Raw genomic sequence first — 19987 nt, 5'->3', positions numbered from 1 at the left:
ACCGCATAGTGTGTGGTGCCGTTCCCGGACGCCGCGCGGAGGCGGCCCGAACGTCCCGTCAGTCAGCGGAAGACGGAACCGACGCGCCGGTCGTCCACACTCGTTCCACCTCAGGGGGAGTCACATCATGCGATCCATACGGACGTCGTCCACCGTCGGCCGAGGGGGGAGGGCGCGCCGCAGGATCTCCCCCGTGCCGGCCGCCGTGGCTCTCGCCTCGGTGCTCGCGCTGACCACTACCGCCTGCGAGTCGGGCGACGCCGCGGCGGGCGGTGAGGCCTCCGCGTCCGCGAGCGCCTCCGACGACGGCAAGCTGAAGATCCCGGCCGACCTCAGGGACCGGCTCCGCGAGCACGGCATCGACGTCGACAAGTGGAAGGACGGCGCCTGGAAGAACTGGGACCGGGACGACTGGCTGCGCGAGGCCAACGAGTACATCAACCCCATCATCGAGGGGCTCTGGAACCCGGACCGCATGCGGGACGCGGAGGAGCCCGACCAGGGTGTCGACGACAGCGACCTCTCCGGTGACCAGGGCGTGACCGACCCCACGCCCGAGCCGGTCGACGCCCAGGCCGTGCCGCCGTCGTACCACGCCAACGTCCCCACGGCCGGAAAGGTCTTCTTCGACTCCCCCGAGGGCTCGGCCGTCTGCTCGGCGACGGTGGTGAAGGATCCGGCCCACCCGGGCAAGTCCAACCTCGTCTGGACGGCGGGCCACTGCGTGCACGCGGGCAAGAAGGGCGGCTGGTACCGCAACATCGCGTTCGTGCCGTCGTACAACGACGACGGCAAGCCGGTCGCCGAGTTGGAGAACGCCACCAGGGAGGACGTCGCTCCCTACGGTGTCTGGTGGGGTGACTGGGCTCAGACCTCGGACCAGTGGATCGAGCAGGGCGGCTCGACGGGCGGGGACGGCGCGCCGTACGACTTCGCGGTCATCCATGTGACGCCGGAGAAGGGCAGCGGCGGCAAGTCGCTGGAGGAGACGGTCGGTTCGGCGCTGCCGGTCGACTTCGACGCGCCTGCCGTACCGAAGGCGAAGAGCGTCACCGCGATCGGCTACCCGGCCGCGCCGCCGTACGACGGGCAGAAGCTGTTCCGCTGCCAGGACCAGCCCGGTCGGCTGTCGCTGACCGCGTCGGATCCGACGATGTACCGCATCGGCTGCACCATGACCGGCGGCGCGTCGGGCGGCGGCTGGGTCGCGAGCGGCTCGGACGGCAAGCCGGCGCTGGTGTCCAACACCTCGATCGGTCCGGTGAAGTCGGGGTGGCTGGCCGGACCGCGTCTGGGTGATGTGGCCGAGGGTGTCTACGACTCGGTCAGCAAGAAGTTCGCGGGCCGGTGACGGCCGGCTGAGCACCGTCGGCGGCGGGGCGGGCAACCGCCCGTGGACTCACGGAAACCTTCACCGCCCCGCCCCGGTACGCCCTCAACTCCCCGGGCATAGTGGGGAGTCGCGCCGGGAAGCCCCGGCGCCCGGTGTGTGACATGCACACACAGCACCACACTCGTACGTACCAACGGGGGTCAATGCACCATGCGTTCCACACGTATGCCCGCGGCACCGAAGCGCGGGCGCCGCGCCGTTCTCGCCGCCACCGGGCTCGTCGCCGTCCTGGCGCTCACCGCGACCGCTTGTGACGGTTCCGCGGACTCGGCGAGCGACAAGCCCGACGCCACCACCTCGCAGGCCACGGACGGCGGCGGCAAGGCCGAGATCCCGGCCGACCTCGCCGGCAAGCTCAAGGAGCACGGGATCGACGTCGACCAGTGGAAGGACGGCGGCTGGAAAAACTGGGACAGGGACAAGTGGCTCAGCGACGCCAAGGACTTCGTCAACCCGGTGATCGCGGGCCTCTGGAAGCCGGAGCGGATGAAGTCCGCGAAGGAGGCCAACAAGACGGTCACGACGAAGGACGCGTCGGCCGGCCGGGGCGTCACCGACCCGGACCCCGCGCCCGTCGAGGCGCAGGCCGAGAAGACGCCGTACCACGAGAACGCGGCGCCGGTCGGCAAGGTCTTCTTCGACTCCCCCGACGGTCCGGCCGTCTGTTCCGGCACGGTGATCAAGGACGTCAACCACCCGGGCAAGTCCAACCTGGTGTGGACGGCGGGCCACTGCGTGCACGCCGGCGGCGACGGCGGCTGGTACCGCAACATCATGTTCGTCCCGGCCTACAACGACCTCGGCAAGTCCGAGGCGGAGCTCGGCAACGCGAACCCGGCGGAGATCGCCCCGTACGGCAACTGGTGGGCGGACTGGGCCTCGACCTCCAACCAGTGGATCCAGGGCGGCTCGGAGACCGGCGGCGACGGGGCCGCGTACGACTACTCCGTGCTGCATGTGAAGCCCGAGCAGGGCGCCAAGTCGCTGGAGGAGACGGTCGGCGCGGCACTGGACGTGGACTTCTCCGCGCCGTCCGCGGCCGAGGCCGCCAAGATGGGCGCCTGGGGCTACCCGGCAGCGCCGCCCTACAACGGCCTGAAGATGTTCAAGTGCGTCGACGTCCCCGGCCGGTTCTCGCTCAGCCCGAGCCTGCCGACGATGTACCGCATCGGCTGCGACATGACCGGCGGTTCGTCCGGCGGCGGCTGGTTCCGGGTGCGCGACGGCAAGTCCGTGCTGGTCTCCAACACCTCGATCGGCCCGGCCGACAACACCTGGCTGGCCGGCCCGCAGCTGGGCCGGGAGGCCGAAGCGCTCTACCAGAACATGAGCAAGACCTACGGCGGTCGCTGACCGCACACGCCACGAAGGCCGCACACGCCACGAAGGCCGCACACTACGAAGGCCCGCCCCCGAGCTGCTCGGGGGCGGGCCTTCTGCACAAGTCAGGCGAGGGGTGCCGGAACGTACGGCGCGAGCTCCGCCGCCAGTTCCTCGTGCACCCGCACCTTGAGCAGGGTGCCCTCCGGAGTGTGCTCCTCGGAGAGCACCTCGCCCTCGTCGTGGGCACGGGCGACCAGCTTGCCGTGCGTGTACGGAACGAGAGCCTCGACCTCGACCGAGGGGCGCGGCAGCTCGTTGTCGATGAGCGCGAGCAGCTGGTCGATGTTCCGGCCCGTGCGGGCCGAGACGGCGATGGACCGCTTCTCGACGCGCAGCAGGCGCTGCAGTGTGAGCGGGTCGGCCAGGTCGGCCTTGTTGATCACGACGATCTCGGGTACGTCGGTGGCGCCGACGTCCCTGACGACCTCGCGCACGGCGGCCAGCTGCTCCTCCGGGTTCGGGTGCGACCCGTCCACCACGTGCAGGATCAGGTCGGACTCGCCGACCTCCTCCATCGTGGAGCGGAACGCCTCGACCAGGTGGTGGGGCAGGTGGCGGACGAAGCCGACGGTGTCGGCCAGCGTGTACAGCCGTCCGCTCGGGGTCTCGGCCCGGCGCACGGTCGGGTCGAGGGTCGCGAACAGGGCGTTCTCGACCAGCACGCCCGCGCCCGTGAGGCGGTTGAGCAGCGAGGACTTGCCGGCGTTGGTGTAGCCCGCGATGGCGACCGAGGGCACCTTGTGGCGCTTGCGCTCCTGGCGCTTGATCTCGCGGCCGGTCTTCATCTCCGCGATCTCCCGGCGCATCTTCGCCATCTTCTCGCGGATCCGCCGCCGGTCCGTCTCGATCTTGGTCTCACCGGGACCACGGGTGGCGAGGCCGCCGCCCTTGCCGCCGCCCATCTGCCGGGACAGCGACTGACCCCAGCCTCGGAGCCTCGGCAGCATGTACTGCATCTGCGCGAGCGCGACCTGCGCCTTGCCCTCGCGGGACTTGGCGTGCTGGGCGAAGATGTCCAGGATCAGGGCCGTACGGTCGATGACCTTGACCTTGACGACGTCCTCGAGGTGGATCAGCTGGCCCGGGCTGAGCTCACCGTCGCAGATGACGGTGTCCGCGCCCGTCTCGAGGACGATGTCCCGCAGTTCCACGGCCTTGCCGGAGCCGATGTACGTCGCTGCGTCGGGCTTGTCGCGGCGCTGGATCACACCGTCGAGCACGAGCGCGCCGGCCGTCTCCGCGAGGGCGGCGAGCTCCGCGAGGGAGTTGTCCGCGTCCTGAGCGGTTCCCGTGGTCCAGACGCCGACGAGCACGACCCGCTCCAGGCGGAGCTGGCGGTACTCGACCTCGGTGACGTCCTCGAGCTCGGTGGAGAGGCCCGCCACACGGCGCAGGGCCGCGCGGTCGGAGCGGTCGAACTGGTCGCCGTCCCGCTCTCCGTCGATCTCGTGGCTCCAGGCGACGTCCTCTTCCATCAGGGCATCGGCCCGAAGACCCTCGGGGTGGCTGTGCGCGAAGCGCTTGGTGTCCTGGGAAGGGGAAGAAGAGGAGGTCATTGGATCCTTACGTAGCTGGGAAACCGTTTACGGCGACGAAGTGCTGTCCCGGACCGGCCGGAACCGGCCCGTCATTGTGCACAACGCAGGAGTCCTCCGGGAGATTCCCGGCGCTCCGTGCCGCGCCGACCCGTCGATAGTCGCACGGCACGGGGCGTCTCGTCACCGTGTTATCGGGCCGCCGCGGTCGCGGACGCCGAGGGCTTCCAGTCCGGGTGTCCCGGCATCGGCGGGGTCTTCTCGCCGTACAGCCAGGCCTGGAAGAAGCCGCTCAGGTCGCGTCCGGAGATCTCGGCGGCGAGCCGGACGTAGTCCTGTGTCGAGGCCGTGCCGTCCTGGTGGCGGCTGACCCAGGCGCGTTGCAGGCGGTCGAAGGCCGGGCCGCCGATCTCCTGGCGCAGGGCGTACAGGACGAGCGCGGCGCCGTCGTAGACGTTGTGCCGGAAGATGCCGACCTTGTTCCCGGGCTCGGGTGCCTTGGGGGCGGCGGGCGGTCCGCCGGCCGTGCGCCACCCGTCGGAGGCGCCGTACGCGTCCCTCATCCGGTCCCGCATCGTCTTTCCGCCCCGCTCCTCGGCGTACATCGCCTCGTACCAGGTGGCGTATCCCTCGTTGAGCCACAGGTCGGACCAGGTGCGAGGGCTGACGCTGTCGCCGAACCACTGGTGGGCCAGCTCGTGGACCATGATCGACTCGATGTACCACGCCGGGTGGGCGTTCTCGGTGAAGAGCTCCCGCTCGAAGAGGGAGAGGGTCTGGGTCTCGAGTTCGAAGCCGGTGGAGACGTCGGCCGCGAGCAGGCCGTACGTCTCGAAGGGGTAGCGGCCGAGCTTGCTCTCCATCCAGGCGATCTGGCCGGGGGTCTTCTCCAGCCAGGGCTCGACCGCCTTGCGGTGCCGGGTCGGTACGACGTCGCGCACCGGCAGTCCGTGGGGGCCGGTGCGGTGCAGCACCGTGGAGCGGCCGATGGAGACCTGCGCGAGTTCGGTGGCCATGGGGTGCCGGGTGCGGTAGGTCCATGTGGCCGATCCGCCGGACCTGTCCACACCGGTGGGCAGACCGCCCGCGACGGCCGTGTGGCCCTCGGGCGCGGTGATCCGGATGGTGTACATCGCCTTGTCGGAGGGGTGGTCGTTGCAGGGGAACACCAGGTGCGCGGCGTCGGCCTGGTTGGCCATGGCGAGGCCGTCGGCGGTGCGCACCCAGCCGCCCTCACGGCCCTTGGGCGGCCTCGGGTCGCTGGTGTGACGCACGGTGATCCGCATCCGATTGCCGTCCGGCACGGTGGCACCGGGGGTGATCACCAGGTCCTCACCGGCGGTGCTGAACGTCGCGGGCTCGCCGTCGATCTCGACCGAGCGGACGGTTCCGTGGGCGAAGTCGAGGTTGACGCGGTCCAGGTCGGCGGTGGTCCGGGCGTCGATGGTGGTGACGGCCTGCAGCGGTTCGCTGTTGCTGCCGGAGTAGGTGAAGGAGAGGTCGTACGAAGCCACGTCGTAGCCGGGGTTGCCCAGGTACGGGAAGAGGCGGTCGCCGATGCCGAGCGGAACGACGGGGGCGCTCGCCGCGAGGAGGCAGACGGAGACGGCCGAGGCGAGCAGCGCCGCCGCCGTTCTCCGGGGGCGCGGGCGGGGGGCGTGGCTGTGGGGGGTGAGAAGCATGCCCCACGGCTATCAGCGCGCCGGAGCGCGACGGGGACGACACGCGTCCGTCCCACCCGAACCGGGGACCGGGGTCTGGGCCGGTAGCCGCCTTCGTGTGCCCGGTTCCGGCCCGGCTCAGCCGCCCTGGATCTGCGGCCGGGACCGGCTCAGCCGCCCTGGATCTGCGGCCGGGTCCGGCTCAGCCGCCCTGCGTCTGCGGCTGGGCCCGGCTCACGTCGTACACCCCGGCCACGTTGCGCATCGCGCGCATGAGGGCGGGCAGGTGGCCCGCGTCCGGGAGCTGCACGGTGTACGTGTGGCGAACCTGCTGCTGGGTCGGGGGTTCGACGGTCGCGGAGACGATCTCGGCGCCTTCGAGGGCCATGGCCTCGGTGAGGTCCGCGAGCAGATGGGGACGGACGAACGATTCGGCGACCAGCGTGACCCGGCACTCGGTGGCCTCGCCCCAGCGCACGCCGACCTCCGTACGCCCCCCGTCCTTCATGCGGTCCACCGCCGCGCACTCGACGCGGTGCACGGTGACCGCTCCCCCGCGAACGGCGAAACCGGTGATCTCGTCGGGCGGTACGGGTGTACAGCATCGGGCGAGCCGGACGGTCGCGCCCGGCCGGTCGGTGAGGACGTTGCCGGGGATCGGTCCGTCCTGGTCGGGGGTGTCGGCGGTGGCGGGGCGGGGAGCCGCCGCGCGGTCCTCGGTCTGCCGGTCCTCCCGGGTCTCGGTCCGCTGGGCCTCGGCCTGCACGGGGTGGGCGGCGAGCCACCGCTGGATGGCGATCCGGGCCGCCGGTGTGTGCGCGTGCTCCAGCCATTCCCGGGAGGGCTCGGACGCCGGGTCCTGGCCCATGAGGAGCTGGACGGTGTCGCCGTCCTTCAGGACGGTGCTCAGCGTCGCCAGGCGGCCGTTGACGCGGGCGCCGATGCAGGCGTGCGCGTCCTCGCCGTACTGCGCGTACGCGGCGTCCACGCAGGTCGCGCCCTCGGGCAGGCCGAGCGTGCCGCCGTCGGGCCGGAACACGGTGATCTCGCGGTCCTGGGCGAGGTCCTCGCGCAGGGTCGACCAGAAGTGGTCCGAGTCGGGTGCCGCCTCCTGCCAGTCGAGGAGCCGGGAGAGCCAGCCGGGCCGGGTGGGGTCGACGCGCTCGCCGTCGGCCGGGTCGTCGGGAGCCGGGGCGTACGGGTTGCCGAGCGCGACGACTCCGGCCTCCGCGACCTTGTGCATCTGGTGCGTGCGGATGAGGACTTCGACGACCTGCCCGTCCTCCCGGGCGACGGCGGTGTGCAGCGACTGGTACAGGTTGAACTTCGGTACGGCGATGAAGTCCTTGAACTCCGAGACCACCGGCGTCATACAGGTGTGGAGTTCGCCCAGGACGCCGTAACAGTCGGCGTCCTCGTTCACCAGGACCAGGAGGCGGCCGAAGTCGGAGCCGCGGAGCCGGCTGCGTTTGCGGGAGACGCGGTGCACGGAGACGAAGTGGCGGGGCCGGATGAGGACTTCGGCCGGGATGTCGGCCTCGCGCAGCACGGTTCGCACCTCGTCGGCGACCTCGGCGAGCGGGTCGTCGGCGCGGGCGGCGTTGCGGACGATCAACTCCCTTGTGCGGTCGTACTCCTCGGGGTGCAGGATCGCGAAGACCAGGTCCTCCAGTTCGGTCTTGAGCGCCTGGACGCCGAGCCGTTCGGCGAGCGGGATGAGCACGTCACGTGTCACCTTGGCGATGCGTTCCTGTTTCTCGGGTCGCATCACGCCGAGGGTGCGCATGTTGTGCAGCCGGTCGGCGAGTTTGATCGACATGACGCGCACGTCGTTGCCGGTGGCGACGAGCATCTTGCGGAAGGTCTCGGGCTCGGCCGCGGCGCCGTAGTCGACCTTCTCCAGTTTGGTGACGCCGTCGACGAGGTAGCGGACCTCCTCGCCGAACTGCCGGCCCACCTGGTCGAGCGTCACGTCCGTGTCCTCGACGGTGTCGTGGAGCAGGGACGCGGTCAACGTGGTGGTCTCGGCGCCGAGTTCGGCGAGGATCAGGGTGACGGCGAGCGGGTGCGTGATGTACGGCTCGCCGCTCTTGCGCATCTGGCCGCGGTGCGAGGACTCGGCCAGGACGTAGGCGCGGCGCAGGGGTTCGAGGTCCGCGTCGGGGTGATGGGCGCGGTGTGCCTCGACGACGTGGCTGATGGCGTCGGGCAGCCGGTCGCGGGCGGCCGGGCCGAGCAGCGCGGCACGGCCGAGGCGGCGCAGGTCGATCCGGGGGCGGGCCTTTCTGCGGGGGGCTGTCGGTGTCACCGGTCCTGACACCGCGCCCGGCATCGGGCCTGGGGTCACGGAATTCGTGGCCTCCGCACTCATGGGCACCTCCGGCTGCGTGGACCGGCGGACGGGTGCCCCAGGGCGGACACGGCTCACGGGGCGGCTTCGGTCCCCCGTCCGGGCCGGTGCTTGATGCTACCGAGCCCACCACGCGCGGCTGACCGCCTCTCGCCGAGCGTGAAACTGATCACCCATTCGAGCGATGAATGTGAGGTTTGTACCCCTGTACATCGCGTTCGCAACCATCCGCTTCCCGCCAAATGGCCGGTTCGAAACGGTGGTTTCGGGTCGCGTGGCCGACGGAGCGCGACTGTTTCAGGCCGGTCGTCCCTACCTCACGGGGCCGTCGCGGTCTCCAGCCACCCTGCGTCGATCTCGCCCTCGGCCACGATCAGCGCCGGGCCCGTCATCTCGATCTGCCCGTCGGGACGCTCGGTGATCACCAAGGTCCCGCCGGGGACGTCGACCGTGTACGTCGCCGGTGTGCCGGTGACCGCCGGGTCGGCGCCGTCGCGGCGGGCGGCGGCCACGGCGACCGCGCACGCGCCCGTGCCGCACGAGCGGGTCTCGCCGGAACCCCGCTCGTGCACGCGCATCGCGACGTGCCCGGGGCCGCGGTCGACCACGAACTCGACGTTCACACCGTCCGGGTAGGCGGCGGGCGGACTGAAGGGCGGCGGGGCGTACAGGTCACCGGCGTGCGTCAGGTCGTCCACGAACGCCACCGCGTGCGGGTTTCCCATGTTCACGTTCCGCGCGGGCCAGCTGCGCTCTCCGACGCTCACCGTGACGTCGCCCTCGGGGAGCAGCGCCTTGCCCATGCCGACGGTGATGTCGCCGTCCTTGGCGATGTGCACGGTCTTCACCCCTCCGCGCGTGGCGATCGCGAGGTCCCCTTCGGTGACGTGTCCGGCGCGCTGGAGGTAGCGCGCGAAGACGCGCACGCCGTTGCCGCACATCTCGGCGATCGAGCCGTCGCCGTTGCGGTAGTCCATGAACCACTCGGCCTCGGCCGACATGCTCTTCGCCTCGGGGTGGGCAGCGGATCGCACGACGTGCAGCAGGCCGTCACCGCCGATGCCCGCGCGGCGATCGCACAGGGCGGCGACTGTGGCCGGGGGCAGGTCGAGGGTGTTCTCGGGGTCCGGGACGATCACGAAGTCGTTCTCGGTGCCGTGACCCTTGAGGAAGGGGATCCGCATGCTCATGCCCCGATCGTACGGGGCGCCGAGCGGGGAGGGCCCTGCGCTAGCGGAGCCTGGCTACGCGCCAGACCGCCAGGACGACCACCGCCGCCACCATCACCGCGTACGCGAGGGCGACCCGCCAGTCGGGTCTGCGGCCGGAGCCCTTGGCCGGCAGGCCCGGCCACGTGTAACCCACGCGGCGGGCCGCCATCATGCCCCAGCCGGCCGCGCACGAGCAGATCAGCAGGCCGAGCATGGCGATGACGGCCCCGCTGTCGCCGAAGTCGAAGGCCAGCGGGAACGCGAACATCAGGGAGCCGAGTGCCGCGAGGCCGACGATGGGGGCGAGCTGCCAGATGCGCAGCCGGCGCTGCGGCCGCAGCTCGACCTCGACCTCGTCGGCGAACATCTCGCCGGGCTCGGGGCCGTCGTCGGTCACACCCTGCGTCTCGTCGGGCCCGTCGGAGCTGAGGCTGTCCGTCTCCTGCTCCGGTCCGTCCCGGTGCTCGGGTCCGTCCCGGTGCTCCGGCTCATCCCGCTCGGCGGTGATGTGCTCGGTGCTTCGTGCGGTGTCGCGAGGGCCGGCCTCCATCGCCACGCGCCCTCCCAACTAGGACTCAACTCGGTCGATCGAAGCTCGATGATGGCACGCCGCCGAAGGCCCGGATGACGGCCTGGGCGTCCCGATGCCATGACGTGATCAGGCTGTAACCGGTCGTTCGACCAAAGACAGCGCGAGCCGCGGAAGTTCTGTGAGGTCGGCCGCAGCCCCACTCAACCAGTGCACCCGTGGATCGCGCCTGAACCACGAATCCTGGCGGCGCGCGAAGCGCTTGGTGGCACGTACGGTCTCGGCCCGTGCCTCCTCGAGGGTGCACTCCCCGGCGAGCGCCGCGAGCACCTGCTGGTAGCCGAGCGCGCGCGAGGCCGTACGCCCTTCACGCAACCCCTGCGCCTCCAATGCGCGCACCTCGTCCACGAGACCGGCGTCCCACATCCGGTCGACCCGGCGCGCGATGCGCTCGTCCAGCTCCGGCCGTGCGACGTCGACGCCGATCTGGAGCGTGTCGTACACCGAGTCGTGACCAGGGAGGTTGGCGGTGAAGGGCCTGCCGGTGATCTCGATCACCTCCAGGGCCCGGACGATCCTCCGGCCGTTGCTGGGCAGGATCGCCCGCGCGGCCTGGGGGTCGGCAGCGGCCAGCCGGGCATGCAGGGCGCCCGAGCCGCGCAGGGTGAGTTCCTCCTCCAGGCGGGCGCGGACCTCCGGGTCGGTGCCGGGGAACTCCAGGTTGTCCACGGCCCCGCGCACATACAGTCCGGAGCCGCCGACCAGGATGGGCCAGCGGTCCTCTGCGAGCAGCGCATCGATCCGCGCCCGGGCGAGGCGCTGGTACTCGGCGACGGATGCCGTGACGGTCACGTCCCAGATGTCCAGGAGGTGATGCGGGACGCCGCCGCGCTCCTCGGGCGTCAGCTTGGCGGTGCCGATGTCCATCCCTCGGTAGAGCTGCATGGAGTCGGCGTTGACGACCTCGCCGCCGAGACGCTGAGCCAGGAAGACGCCCAGATCGGACTTTCCGGCCGCAGTTGGTCCGACGACGGCGATGACGCGGGGGGCGGGGGGTGCACTGCTCACCGACCCAGTCTCGCAAACCTCGCACCCCGCTCTCGAACGAGTTACGTGACGCCGCGGCCACGGGGTCGTTGCCCGTTCGAGGTCCTGCCGCCGGATCACAGAGGCGGTGGCCCGGGCCGTGCAAACGGACGCACCGGGCGACGCGGGATTTCGCCCGCACGAGTAACGTATGGAGTGGATATGGGCGTTTTTGCACGGCTTCTCCGGCGGTCGAAGGCCACGGAGGAGGCGCCTGCCGCCGAGGCTCAGGCCGACGCGGCGAAGGACGGCTCCGAGGCGGACAAGGCGGCGGAGGCGGCAGAGGCCGCGACGGGGAAGGGGTCTGACGGGGCAGCGGAGCCGGCCGAACCCGCGGCCGAGGCTCCCGAGGTCACCGAGACCGAGAGCGTCGACATCCCGAAGCAGCAGTCCACCGACAAGGCGGCCGACAACGAGGCCGGTGACAACGCCCGTACGTGACCGTGCCGCGCGAGGGAAGGTGAACCATGGGTCTCCTGCACAACGTGAAGGCCAGACTGGGCCCGGCCAAGGGAAAGGTCTCGGACCTCGCGCAGCGGCACGAGGGCAAGATCCACCACGGCCTCGACAAGGCCGCCGAGGCCGTCGACAAGAGGACCAAGGGCAAGTACAGCGACAGGATCCACTCGGGCACGGACAAGGCCAAGGGCACCATGGGCCGACTCGCGCACCACGGCGAGGGACCGGAAGCGGGCGGCGCGACACCGCCGCCGAGCACGGGCGGCGCCCCACCGAGCACGGAAGGCGCCACACCGGACCCGGGTGGCACGGCGTCGGGTGCGGGCCGTACCCCACCACCGTCGGACCCGGGTGGCACCCCGCCACCGTCGGACGCGGGTGGCACCACGCCACCATCGGACGCGGATCGCACCACGCCGCCGGACGAAGCCCCACCGCCCACTTCCTGAAGCGCGCATCGGCACACACCTCGGCGCACGTGCCGACCCGTCGAAGGGCACAACGGCGGACGGCCGTGGAGCATGAAAGCTCCCGGCCGTCCGCCGTTTCCCGTGCCTGGGGCCGGGGCTACGACCAGCCGGCCACGATGTATCCGACGCCGTACGGCGCGTCCTCGTACAGCAGTGATCCGCCGAGGCCCGCGTCCTCGGCCGCACCCGCCAGAACCTGCCAGGGGGCACGGCCGGACGCCTTCAGTTCGTGCGCGAGGTCCGGGTCCAGCTCCGCCAGAGCGGCCAGGTCCCCGGCGCCGAGCGCCCGCGCGACCTCCGCGTCGAAGGGGGCCGCCCGTTCGTCCAGATAGCCAGGGGCCTTGAGCGTCCGGCACGCGCTGGCATCACCCATCACCAGCAGCGCGACCCGCTCGGACCGGGCGGCGATGTCCCGCCCGATCCGGGCACACTCCTCGGGCGGGAGCCGGTCCCCCACGCCGAGTCCCTCGACCGGGGCGTCGGACCACCCGGTCCGCTCCAGCAGCCGGGCGGCCACCGCCAGCGCGTACGGGAGCCTCCGGCCCGTGTACGCGCCCGCGTTCCGTCCCAGCCGGACGTCGAGACCGACGCCGAAGCCCCGGAACGAACCCGGCGTGCCCTCCGGGTATGTCTCGCACCCGGAGCCGTCCACCGGCCCGACGACCACGAGCCGGCCGGGCCGGGCGGCGGCGAGCACGCCCAGGGCGTCCGTGCAGGCGGCCCGGGCGGGATCCAGCTCCGGGGCCGCACCGGCGGCGACCTCGGGAACCAGCAAGGGCGGACAGGGACAGACAGCGGCGGCGACAAGCATGATCGGCAGGGTAACCCTGGTGGGCCGCCCGCAAGCGCACCGCGTCCAGGGGCCTCATCCCGCCCTCACCTCGCCGGGCCCGGCCCCGGCCAGGACCGGCCGCAGCCGCGCTGAGGCCACAGCCGGGCTGACGCCGCAGCCCCGGCTCAGTCGCAGCCGCAGCCGCTCGTGGCAGCCGGGAGCGGCTCGGGCACGCCGATCTTGGGGAGGCCCAGGAGGACGCCGGTCGGCTGGGACGGCTTCGCCGACTTCTCGGCATTGCGCTTCTCCCAGGCGTCACCCGCGCGGGTGCGGCGCACGTCCAGCACGGCGCCCTCGGCGAGGAGGTGGTGCGGGGCGGCGTAGGTGATCTCGACCGTGACCACGTCACCGGGGCGGACCTCCTGGTCCGGCTTGGTGAAGTGGACGAGGCGGTTGTCGGGGGCGCGGCCGGACAGGCGGTGGGTGCTGTCGTCCTTGCGGCCCTCGCCCTCGGCGACCATCAGCTCCAGCGTGCGGCCGACCTGCTTCTTGTTCTCCTCCCAGGAGATCTCCTCCTGGAGGGCGACGAGACGCTCGTAGCGCTCCTGGACGACCTTCTTGGGGATCTGGCCGTCCATCTCGGCGGCCGGGGTGCCCGGGCGCTTGGAGTACTGGAAGGTGAAGGCCTGGGCGAAGCGGGCCTCGCGCACCACATGCAGCGTCTGCTCGAAGTCCTCCTCGGTCTCGCCGGGGAAGCCCACGATGATGTCGGTGCTGATCGCCGCGTGCGGGATGGCGGCGCGGACCTTCTCGATGATCCCCAGGTAGCGCTCCTGACGGTAGGAGCGGCGCATGGCCTTCAGGACCGGGTCCGAACCGGACTGCAGCGGCATGTGCAGCTGCGGCATCACGTTCGGCGTCTCGGCCATGGCGGCGATGACGTCGTCGGTGAAGTCGCGCGGGTGCGGCGAGGTGAAGCGGACCCGCTCGAGGCCCTCGATCTTCCCGCAGGCCCGAAGCAGCTTGCTGAAGGCCTCACGGTCGCCGATGTCCGAGCCGTACGCGTTGACGTTCTGCCCGAGGAGCGTGATCTCGGAGACGCCGTCGGCGACCAGGGCCTCGATCTCGGCGAGGATGTCGCCGGGGCGGCGGTCCTTCTCCTTGCCGCGCAGGGCCGGGACGATGCAGAAGGTGCAGGTGTTGTTGCAGCCGACGGAGATGGAGACCCAGGCCGCGTACGCGCTCTCGCGGCGCGTCGGCAGCGTCGAGGGGAAGGCCTCCAGCGACTCGGCGATCTCGACCTGTGCCTCCTCCTGGACGCGGGCGCGCTCCAGCAGGACCGGCAGCTTGCCGATGTTGTGCGTACCGAAGACGACGTCCACCCAGGGCGCCTTCTTCACGATGGTGTCGCGGTCCTTCTGCGCCAGACAGCCGCCGACGGCGATCTGCATGCCGGGGCGGCCGGCCTTCTTGGGCGCGAGGTGCCCGAGGTTGCCGTAGAGCTTGTTGTCGGCGTTCTCCCGCACGGCGCAGGTGTTGAAGACGACGACGTCCGCCTCGCCGTCGGAGCCCTCCGGTGCGCGGACGTAGCCCGCGTCCTCCAGCAGACCGGCCAATCGCTCGGAGTCGTGGACGTTCATCTGGCACCCGTAGGTGCGTACCTCATATGTGCGCGTGCCGCCCACTGACTGGCTCCGGTCGATGCTGCTCATGGGGACAAGGGTAGGCGGTCGGCGGAAGTGACCCGGTCGCCTGTGGACAACCGGGGGCGGCCGCCTCACGCCTCGATGAGTCCCGCCCGGATCGCGTACCTGGTCAGCTCCAGCCGGTCGCGCATGCCGAGCTTCTGGAGGAGGTTGGCGCGGTGGCGTTCCACCGTCTTGGCGCTGATGAAGAGCAGTTCGCCGATCTCCTTCGAGGTGTGGCCCTCGGCGACCAGCTTGAGGATCTCCTCCTCGCGCTCGGTGATGGGCCGTTCCGGCAGGCCGCCGCCCGCGTGCAGCCGCTCCAGGTAGGAGCGGACGAGTGCCCGCTCGGCCCCGGGGTAGATGAAAGGCTCGTCGCGCACGGCCGCCCGGCAGGCCTCGACCAGGTCGCGGTCGGCGACCGACTTCAGGACGTAGCCGCTGGCTCCGGCCCTGAGCGCCTCGAAGAAGTACTCCTCGTTGTCGTACATGGTCAGGATGAGGATGTGCAGCCCGGGAAGCCGGCGGGAGAGTTCACGGGCCGCCTGGAGGCCGGTCATGCGGGGCATGGCGACGTCCAGGACGGCCAGGTCCACGGGGGTCTCCCGGGCCTTGGCGACGGCCTCGGCGCCGTCCCCGGCCTCGGCCACGACCGTGAGGTCGGGCTCCCCGTCCAGGATGAGGCGCACTCCCCGGCGTACGAGGGTGTGGTCGTCGGCGAGCAGCACGCGGATCGGTGTGGACATCAGCGGGGTCCTTCAGTCACTGGTGTGCGCGTCACCGGTACGCGCAGCCGTATGGCGGTGCCGCCGCCCGGGGCCGGTTCGAGGGTGAGGGCCGCGCCGATCAGCAGGGCGCGTTCGCGCATGCCGGTGATGCCGGCGCCCTCCGGGGCGTCGCCGAGGCCCGTGCCGTTGTCGCGGACGAGGAGCTCGACGCCGCCGGGGACCGGCTGGAGCCGGAGTTCGGCGCGGTCGGCGGCGGCGTGCCGGGCGGTGTTGGTCAGGCCTTCCTGGGCCACCCGGTACACGACGAGTTCCGACTCGGGGGTCAGGGCGGGGAGGTCGCCGGTGACGTGGTGGCGCACGGTCAGCCCATGTGTCGTGAACTCGTTGGTGAGCGAGCGCAGGGCGCTGGCCAGGCCGAGTTCCTCCAGGACACCGGGGCGCAGCCGACGGGCGATCCGGCGGATCTCGTCCAGGCCGGCCCGGGTCGCCTCCTGGGCCTGGCCCACTTCCTCGCGCAGGTCCTCGGGGGCCCGGTCCGCGACACGCTTGAGCTGGAGGAGCACGGCGGTCAGGGTCTGCCCGACCTCGTCGTGGAGCTCCCGGGCGATCCGGTGCCGCTCGCTCTCCTGCGCGGACAACGCCCGGGCGGCGCCCGCGGCCCGCTCGGCCTCCAGGCGGTCGAGCATCGTGTTGTACGTCGTGATCAGCCCGGCCGTCTCCGCGGGCCCGGCCACCACCGGGCGGGAGCCCGGACGCAGCAGGTCCGCGGTGGCCATGGCCCGGTCGAGTCGCTGCAGGGGCACGAGGCCGAAGCGCAGCACGAGCGCGTTGCCGGCGAGCAGCATCAGCAGCCCGCCGAGCAGGACGAGCGCCTCTCCCGCCAGCACGGGCGTGGAGACGGTGACCGGGCCGAGCAGCAGTGCGGTGGCCACGACCAGGCCCGCGGCGTTGAGCGAGAAGATCCGCCAGAACAGCGACACGTTCCTGGATCCGCCCCTTCCGCCCTTCGCGTACGACTCCGCCCCCTCCACCCTCTCCGGCGACCGGCCACTGCGTATATCCGTCACGACACCCATGTCGTCACCGTACGGCCGGATGGCAGCATGCGGAGTTGACCGATCCGTTGATCGACACCGCTCACGACACCGACACCAGACCGCTCACGACACCGACACCAGCAAGACGATCAAGACGATCAAGACGAACAAGGGGAAGAAACGTGTCAGCTCCGCGCCTGAGGGCGACGCCGCTGCCGGGAATCGGGGTCCAGTACGACCTGGAGACCCGGGAACACCGCCATCTGTCGGTGGTGGCGCACCGTGACGGCACCCGCACGGTGAACGTGTACCGGGCCGACGATCCGGACTCCTGCGCGCACTCCCTGCGGCTGACCGGCTCGGAGGCCGGTTCGCTGATCGACGCGCTGAAGCCGTCCCACCACAGCCCGAGTCTGCTGTACACCACGGACCTGGGACTGGTCGCCGAGCGGATCGAGGTGGCCGCGACCTCGCGCTGGAACGGGCGGGTGCTGGGCGACACCAAGATGCGGACGGACACCGGCGCATCGGTGGTGGCGGTGCTGCGCCGGGCGGAGGCCATCCCCTCGCCCGCACCGGACTTCCGGCTGGCGGGCGGTGACACGCTGATCGTGGTCGGCACCCGTGAGGGCGTCGACGCCGCCGCGACGATACTCGGGCGGGAGTGAGCCGGTGCACTCCGCGGTCCTGCTGATCGAGTTCGGTTCCATCATCCTCGGCCTCGGCCTGCTCGGCCGGTTCGCCGGCCGTTTCCGGCTCTCGCCGATACCGCTGTACCTCCTGGCCGGTCTGGCCTTCGGCGAGGGCGGTCTGCTGCCGCTGGGCGCGAGCGAGGAGTTCGTCGCCACGGGCGCGGAGATCGGCGTCATCCTGCTGCTGTTGATGCTGGGCCTGGAGTACACGGCGAGCGATCTGGTCTCCAACCTCAAGACGCACTACCCCTCCGGTCTGGTCGACTGCGCGCTCAACGCGCTGCCGGGGGCCGCGGTGGCGCTGCTGCTCGGCTGGGGGCCGGTGGCCGCGGTCGTCCTGGCCGGTGTCACCTGGATCTCGTCCTCCGGGGTGATCGCGAAGGTGCTGGGCGATCTGGGCCGGGTCGGCAACCGGGAGACGCCGGTGATCCTCAGCGTGCTCGTGCTGGAGGATCTGGCGATGGCGGTGTACCTGCCCATCGTCACGGCCCTGGTGGCGGGCGTCGGGCTGCTGGCCGGCAGTGTGACCCTGGCGATCGCGCTGGGCGCGGCGGGGCTCGTGCTGTTCCTGGCCGTGCGCTACGGCAGGGTCATCTCGCGGTTCGTCTCCAGCGACGACCCGGAGAAGCTGCTGCTGGTGGTGCTGGGTCTGACGATCCTGGTCGCGGGTGTGGCCCAGCAGCTCCAGGTGTCCGCGGCGGTGGGGGCTTTCCTGGTGGGCATCGCGCTGTCGGGTGAGGTGGCGGAGGGTGCGCACACCCTGCTGAGCCCCCTGCGCGACCTGTTCGCGGCGGTCTTCTTCGTCTTCTTCGGGCTGCACACCGACCCGTCCAGCATCCCGCCCGTCCTGCTGCCGGCCCTGGCCTTGGCGGTCGTCACCGCCCTGACGAAGATCGCCACCGGCTACTGGGCGGCCCGGCGGGCCGGGATCTCCGTGAAGGGCCGCTGGCGTGCGGGCGGTGCGCTGGTGGCCCGCGGCGAGTTCTCGATCGTCATCGCCGGTCTGGCGGTCTCGGCGGGCATCGAACCGTCTCTCGGCCCGCTGGCCACGGCCTACGTCCTCATCCTGGTCGTCCTGGGCCCCCTCACCGCTCGCTACACGGAGCCCGTGGCGATGTGGTGGAGCCGGCGCCGCGAGCGCCGGGACCTGCCGGAGACGACACCCCGGACGACCGAGGCGGAGGCGCCGGTGGCGGACTGAGGAGCCGGGGGTGCTGCGGGGCGGCCCTCTCCGCCCTTCGGCACCCCGGGTCATCAGTCGCTCCCGTCCGGCCATCCCCGGGCGGTCAATCAGCTCCGGCACCCCCGGGTGGTGAGTCAGTCCCTTCTGGCACCCCCGAGTGGTGAGTCAGTCCCTCCCGGCACCCCCGGGTGGTGAGCCAGTCCCTTCCGGTACACCTCCGGCCGTCAGCGGTCCCGTCCGGCAAACCTCCGGCGCATCCCCGGACCGTCAGCCGGTCCGGTCCGGCGCCCACCCCTGCCTCCGCAGCACCTCCATGACGTCCGGTGCCTCGTAGTGCTCCCCCTTGAGCACCTTGCCGTCCGCGCGGCGGGAGACCGATCCGTCGGGGCCGATCTTCGTCATGTTGGAGCGGTGGATCTCGGCGAGCACCGCGTCGAGGTCGATGCCGTGGACGAGGGCCGTGCCGTAGGCCACGTAGACGACGTCGGCCAGTTCGTGGGCGAGCCGGTCGAGCGGGCCCCGCACCGAGACCTCGGCGACCTCGGCCGCCTCCTCCGCGAGGAGTTCGCCTCTGTGGGCGGCGAGGTCCGGGGAGATCTCCGTAGGGGTGCTGCGCGCGTCCAGGCCGAAGGCGAGGTGGAATTCACGGACCAGGTCTGCGGGCGAGGAGCTCATGGGGGCGACTGTAGTGGCCGCCACTGACACTCCCTTCGCCCCGGGTCGGCCCCCGCGCTGTGAGCCCTCCCCTGGTCAGCGGGGCACCCCGGCTGGCAGGATCTCGCGCATGTCCCAGATGTTCCCCCGAATCGGCAGGCGCCGGGCCCTGCAGGGCGGCGCCGCCTCCCTGGTGGTCCTAGGGCTGCTGCTGTGGTGGCTGCGGCCCTGGGCCGAGGAGCCGCCGGGCGGGACAATCAGGTTCAGCACGGGCACCCGCGCGGGGGTCTACCACGAGTACGGCGAGCTCCTGCGCACCGCGATCGACCGGGACATGCCCGACCTGAACGTGCGCCTGCAGACCAGTGCCGGTTCGCAGGAGAACGTCATGGACGTGGCCACGGGCAAGGCCGACTTCGCGGTCGCCGCGGCGAACGCGGTCGCCAAGTACCGGATCGACCACGGAGCGGCGCCGACCGGCTGCGCGGAGTGGCACGCCTGTTACGACGACTACGCCCAGCTCGTCGTGCCGCCCGACTCGGACATCCGCTCCGTCGCGGACCTGCGGGGCAAGCACGTGGCCATAGGGCTGCCGAACTCCGGGGTGCGGCTGATCGCGAACGGGGTGCTCAAGGCGGCCGGTATCGACCCGGAGAAGGACATCAAGCCCTCGTCGGACGGCATCGACACCGGGCCGAGGCGGCTGGGACACGGCCTCGACGCGTTCTTCTGGTCGGGCGGCCTGCCCACGGACGGGCTCAGCAGGCTGGCCAAGAAGTCGGCGTCGGCCTTCCGGTTCGTGCCGATCGACGCCCGCCTCGTGGCCAAGCTCCACGACCAGGGCGGTGCCACCCGCTACTACCGGGCCACCAAGATGCCGGAGTCGGCCTACCCCACCATCCAGCGCGGCGACCCGGTCCCCACCCTGGCGGTGTCGAACCTGCTGGTCACGCGCAAGGACATGGACCCCCGGCTCACCGAATGGCTGACCCGTACCGTGATCGACAGCCGGGACGGCATCGGCGCGACCGTCCACTCCGCCCAGCTGGTGGACGTCCGCACGGCGATCTACACCGACCCGCTCAAGCTGCACGCCGGCGCCCAGCGCTACTACCAGTCGGTCAAGCCGTAGCGCCCGGGCCCGCCCCTGCCGACCGCC

General features: G+C 71.7%; 18 protein-coding genes. 7 read left to right on the top strand and 11 right to left on the bottom strand.

The annotated features are described in order from the left end of the window. Positions 1–127 precede the first annotated feature (127 nt). Positions 128–1351, top strand: a complete 1224-nt coding sequence (locus SSQG_RS28810; RefSeq protein ID WP_003993437.1) for a trypsin-like serine peptidase — start codon at positions 128–130, stop codon at positions 1349–1351. 192 nt (positions 1352–1543) lie between these two features. Next, on the top strand, positions 1544–2746 hold the full coding sequence (locus SSQG_RS28805) for a trypsin-like serine peptidase (protein WP_039933811.1): 1203 nt from the start codon (positions 1544–1546) through the stop codon (positions 2744–2746). Positions 2747–2838: 92 nt separating this feature from the next. Here the strand turns inward: SSQG_RS28805 and hflX are convergent, their stop codons facing one another. The 6 genes from hflX to miaA all read right to left on the bottom strand — a co-directional run bounded on the left by hflX (position 2839) and on the right by miaA (position 11130). Next, entirely contained in the window at positions 2839–4332 is a 1494-nt protein-coding gene (gene hflX, locus SSQG_RS28800; RefSeq protein ID WP_003993435.1) for a GTPase HflX, read from the bottom strand. Between the two features lie 170 nt (positions 4333–4502). Then, positions 4503–5993, bottom strand: a complete 1491-nt coding sequence (locus tag SSQG_RS28795; RefSeq protein ID WP_003993434.1) for a M1 family metallopeptidase — start codon at positions 5991–5993, stop codon at positions 4503–4505. 181 nt (positions 5994–6174) lie between these two features. Beyond that, positions 6175–8343 carry a RelA/SpoT family protein gene (locus SSQG_RS28790; RefSeq protein ID WP_003993433.1) on the bottom strand — a complete coding sequence of 723 codons (2169 nt, stop codon included), beginning with the start codon at positions 8341–8343 and terminating at the stop codon, positions 6175–6177. Between the two features lie 296 nt (positions 8344–8639). Next, entirely contained in the window at positions 8640–9512 is an 873-nt protein-coding gene (gene dapF / locus SSQG_RS28785) for a diaminopimelate epimerase (RefSeq protein WP_003993432.1), read from the bottom strand. A gap of 40 nt (positions 9513–9552) precedes the next feature. Next, positions 9553–10083: a hypothetical protein gene (locus SSQG_RS28780; protein ID WP_003993431.1), complete on the bottom strand. Its 531-nt coding sequence runs from the start codon at positions 10081–10083 to the stop codon at positions 9553–9555. A 108-nt stretch (positions 10084–10191) separates the two neighbouring features. Further along, a complete protein-coding gene (gene miaA / locus SSQG_RS28775; protein ID WP_003993430.1) occupies positions 10192–11130 on the bottom strand; it encodes a tRNA (adenosine(37)-N6)-dimethylallyltransferase MiaA in 939 nt (312 codons plus the stop codon). Positions 11131–11310: 180 nt separating this feature from the next. Between miaA and SSQG_RS28770 the strand changes: the two genes are divergently transcribed. After that, positions 11311–11589 (top strand): hypothetical protein, encoded by a 279-nt coding sequence (locus SSQG_RS28770; protein ID WP_039933809.1) that lies wholly within the window; start codon positions 11311–11313, stop codon positions 11587–11589. Positions 11590–11615: 26 nt separating this feature from the next. Continuing rightward, positions 11616–12056, top strand: a complete 441-nt coding sequence (locus SSQG_RS28765; protein ID WP_003993428.1) for an antitoxin — start codon at positions 11616–11618, stop codon at positions 12054–12056. Between the two features lie 118 nt (positions 12057–12174). On the opposite strand, the gene SSQG_RS28760 is transcribed toward SSQG_RS28765, so the two are convergent. From SSQG_RS28760 to SSQG_RS28745, 4 genes are all read right to left on the bottom strand, one after another. Further along, positions 12175–12888: a class III extradiol dioxygenase subunit B-like domain-containing protein gene (locus SSQG_RS28760; RefSeq protein WP_003993427.1), complete on the bottom strand. Its 714-nt coding sequence runs from the start codon at positions 12886–12888 to the stop codon at positions 12175–12177. Positions 12889–13034: 146 nt separating this feature from the next. Beyond that, positions 13035–14561, bottom strand: coding sequence for a tRNA (N6-isopentenyl adenosine(37)-C2)-methylthiotransferase MiaB (gene miaB / locus SSQG_RS28755; RefSeq protein ID WP_003993426.1), 1527 nt, complete (start codon positions 14559–14561; stop codon positions 13035–13037). Positions 14562–14626: 65 nt separating this feature from the next. Continuing rightward, a complete protein-coding gene (locus tag SSQG_RS28750; RefSeq protein WP_003993425.1) occupies positions 14627–15280 on the bottom strand; it encodes a response regulator in 654 nt (217 codons plus the stop codon). Then, positions 15280–16338 (bottom strand): sensor histidine kinase, encoded by a 1059-nt coding sequence (locus tag SSQG_RS28745; protein ID WP_003993424.1) that lies wholly within the window; start codon positions 16336–16338, stop codon positions 15280–15282. Before SSQG_RS28745 ends, SSQG_RS28750 begins: the two co-directional genes overlap by 1 nt. A 143-nt stretch (positions 16339–16481) precedes the next feature. Between SSQG_RS28745 and SSQG_RS28740 the strand changes: the two genes are divergently transcribed. Both SSQG_RS28740 and SSQG_RS28735 read left to right on the top strand, forming a co-directional pair. Continuing rightward, the gene (locus tag SSQG_RS28740; protein WP_003993423.1) at positions 16482–16967 is read left to right on the top strand and encodes a cation:proton antiporter regulatory subunit; all 486 of its coding nucleotides are present in this window, start codon (positions 16482–16484) and stop codon (positions 16965–16967) included. 4 nt (positions 16968–16971) lie between these two features. Continuing rightward, the gene (locus SSQG_RS28735) at positions 16972–18192 is read left to right on the top strand and encodes a cation:proton antiporter (RefSeq protein ID WP_003993422.1); all 1221 of its coding nucleotides are present in this window, start codon (positions 16972–16974) and stop codon (positions 18190–18192) included. 249 nt (positions 18193–18441) lie between these two features. On the opposite strand, the gene SSQG_RS28730 is transcribed toward SSQG_RS28735, so the two are convergent. Next, positions 18442–18849, bottom strand: a complete 408-nt coding sequence (locus tag SSQG_RS28730) for a MazG nucleotide pyrophosphohydrolase domain-containing protein (RefSeq protein ID WP_039933808.1) — start codon at positions 18847–18849, stop codon at positions 18442–18444. Between the two features lie 109 nt (positions 18850–18958). Between SSQG_RS28730 and SSQG_RS28725 the strand changes: the two genes are divergently transcribed. Further along, positions 18959–19960, top strand: coding sequence for a TAXI family TRAP transporter solute-binding subunit (locus SSQG_RS28725; RefSeq protein ID WP_003993420.1), 1002 nt, complete (start codon positions 18959–18961; stop codon positions 19958–19960). The last annotated feature ends 27 nt before the right edge of the window (positions 19961–19987 follow it).

Origin of the sequence: Streptomyces viridochromogenes DSM 40736 (assembly GCF_000158955.1) — a bacterium.
Taxonomy (GTDB): domain Bacteria; phylum Actinomycetota; class Actinomycetes; order Streptomycetales; family Streptomycetaceae; genus Streptomyces; species Streptomyces venetus.
Note: the sequence above shows the minus strand (reverse complement) of the source record. Positions and strands in the feature narration are given on the sequence as shown.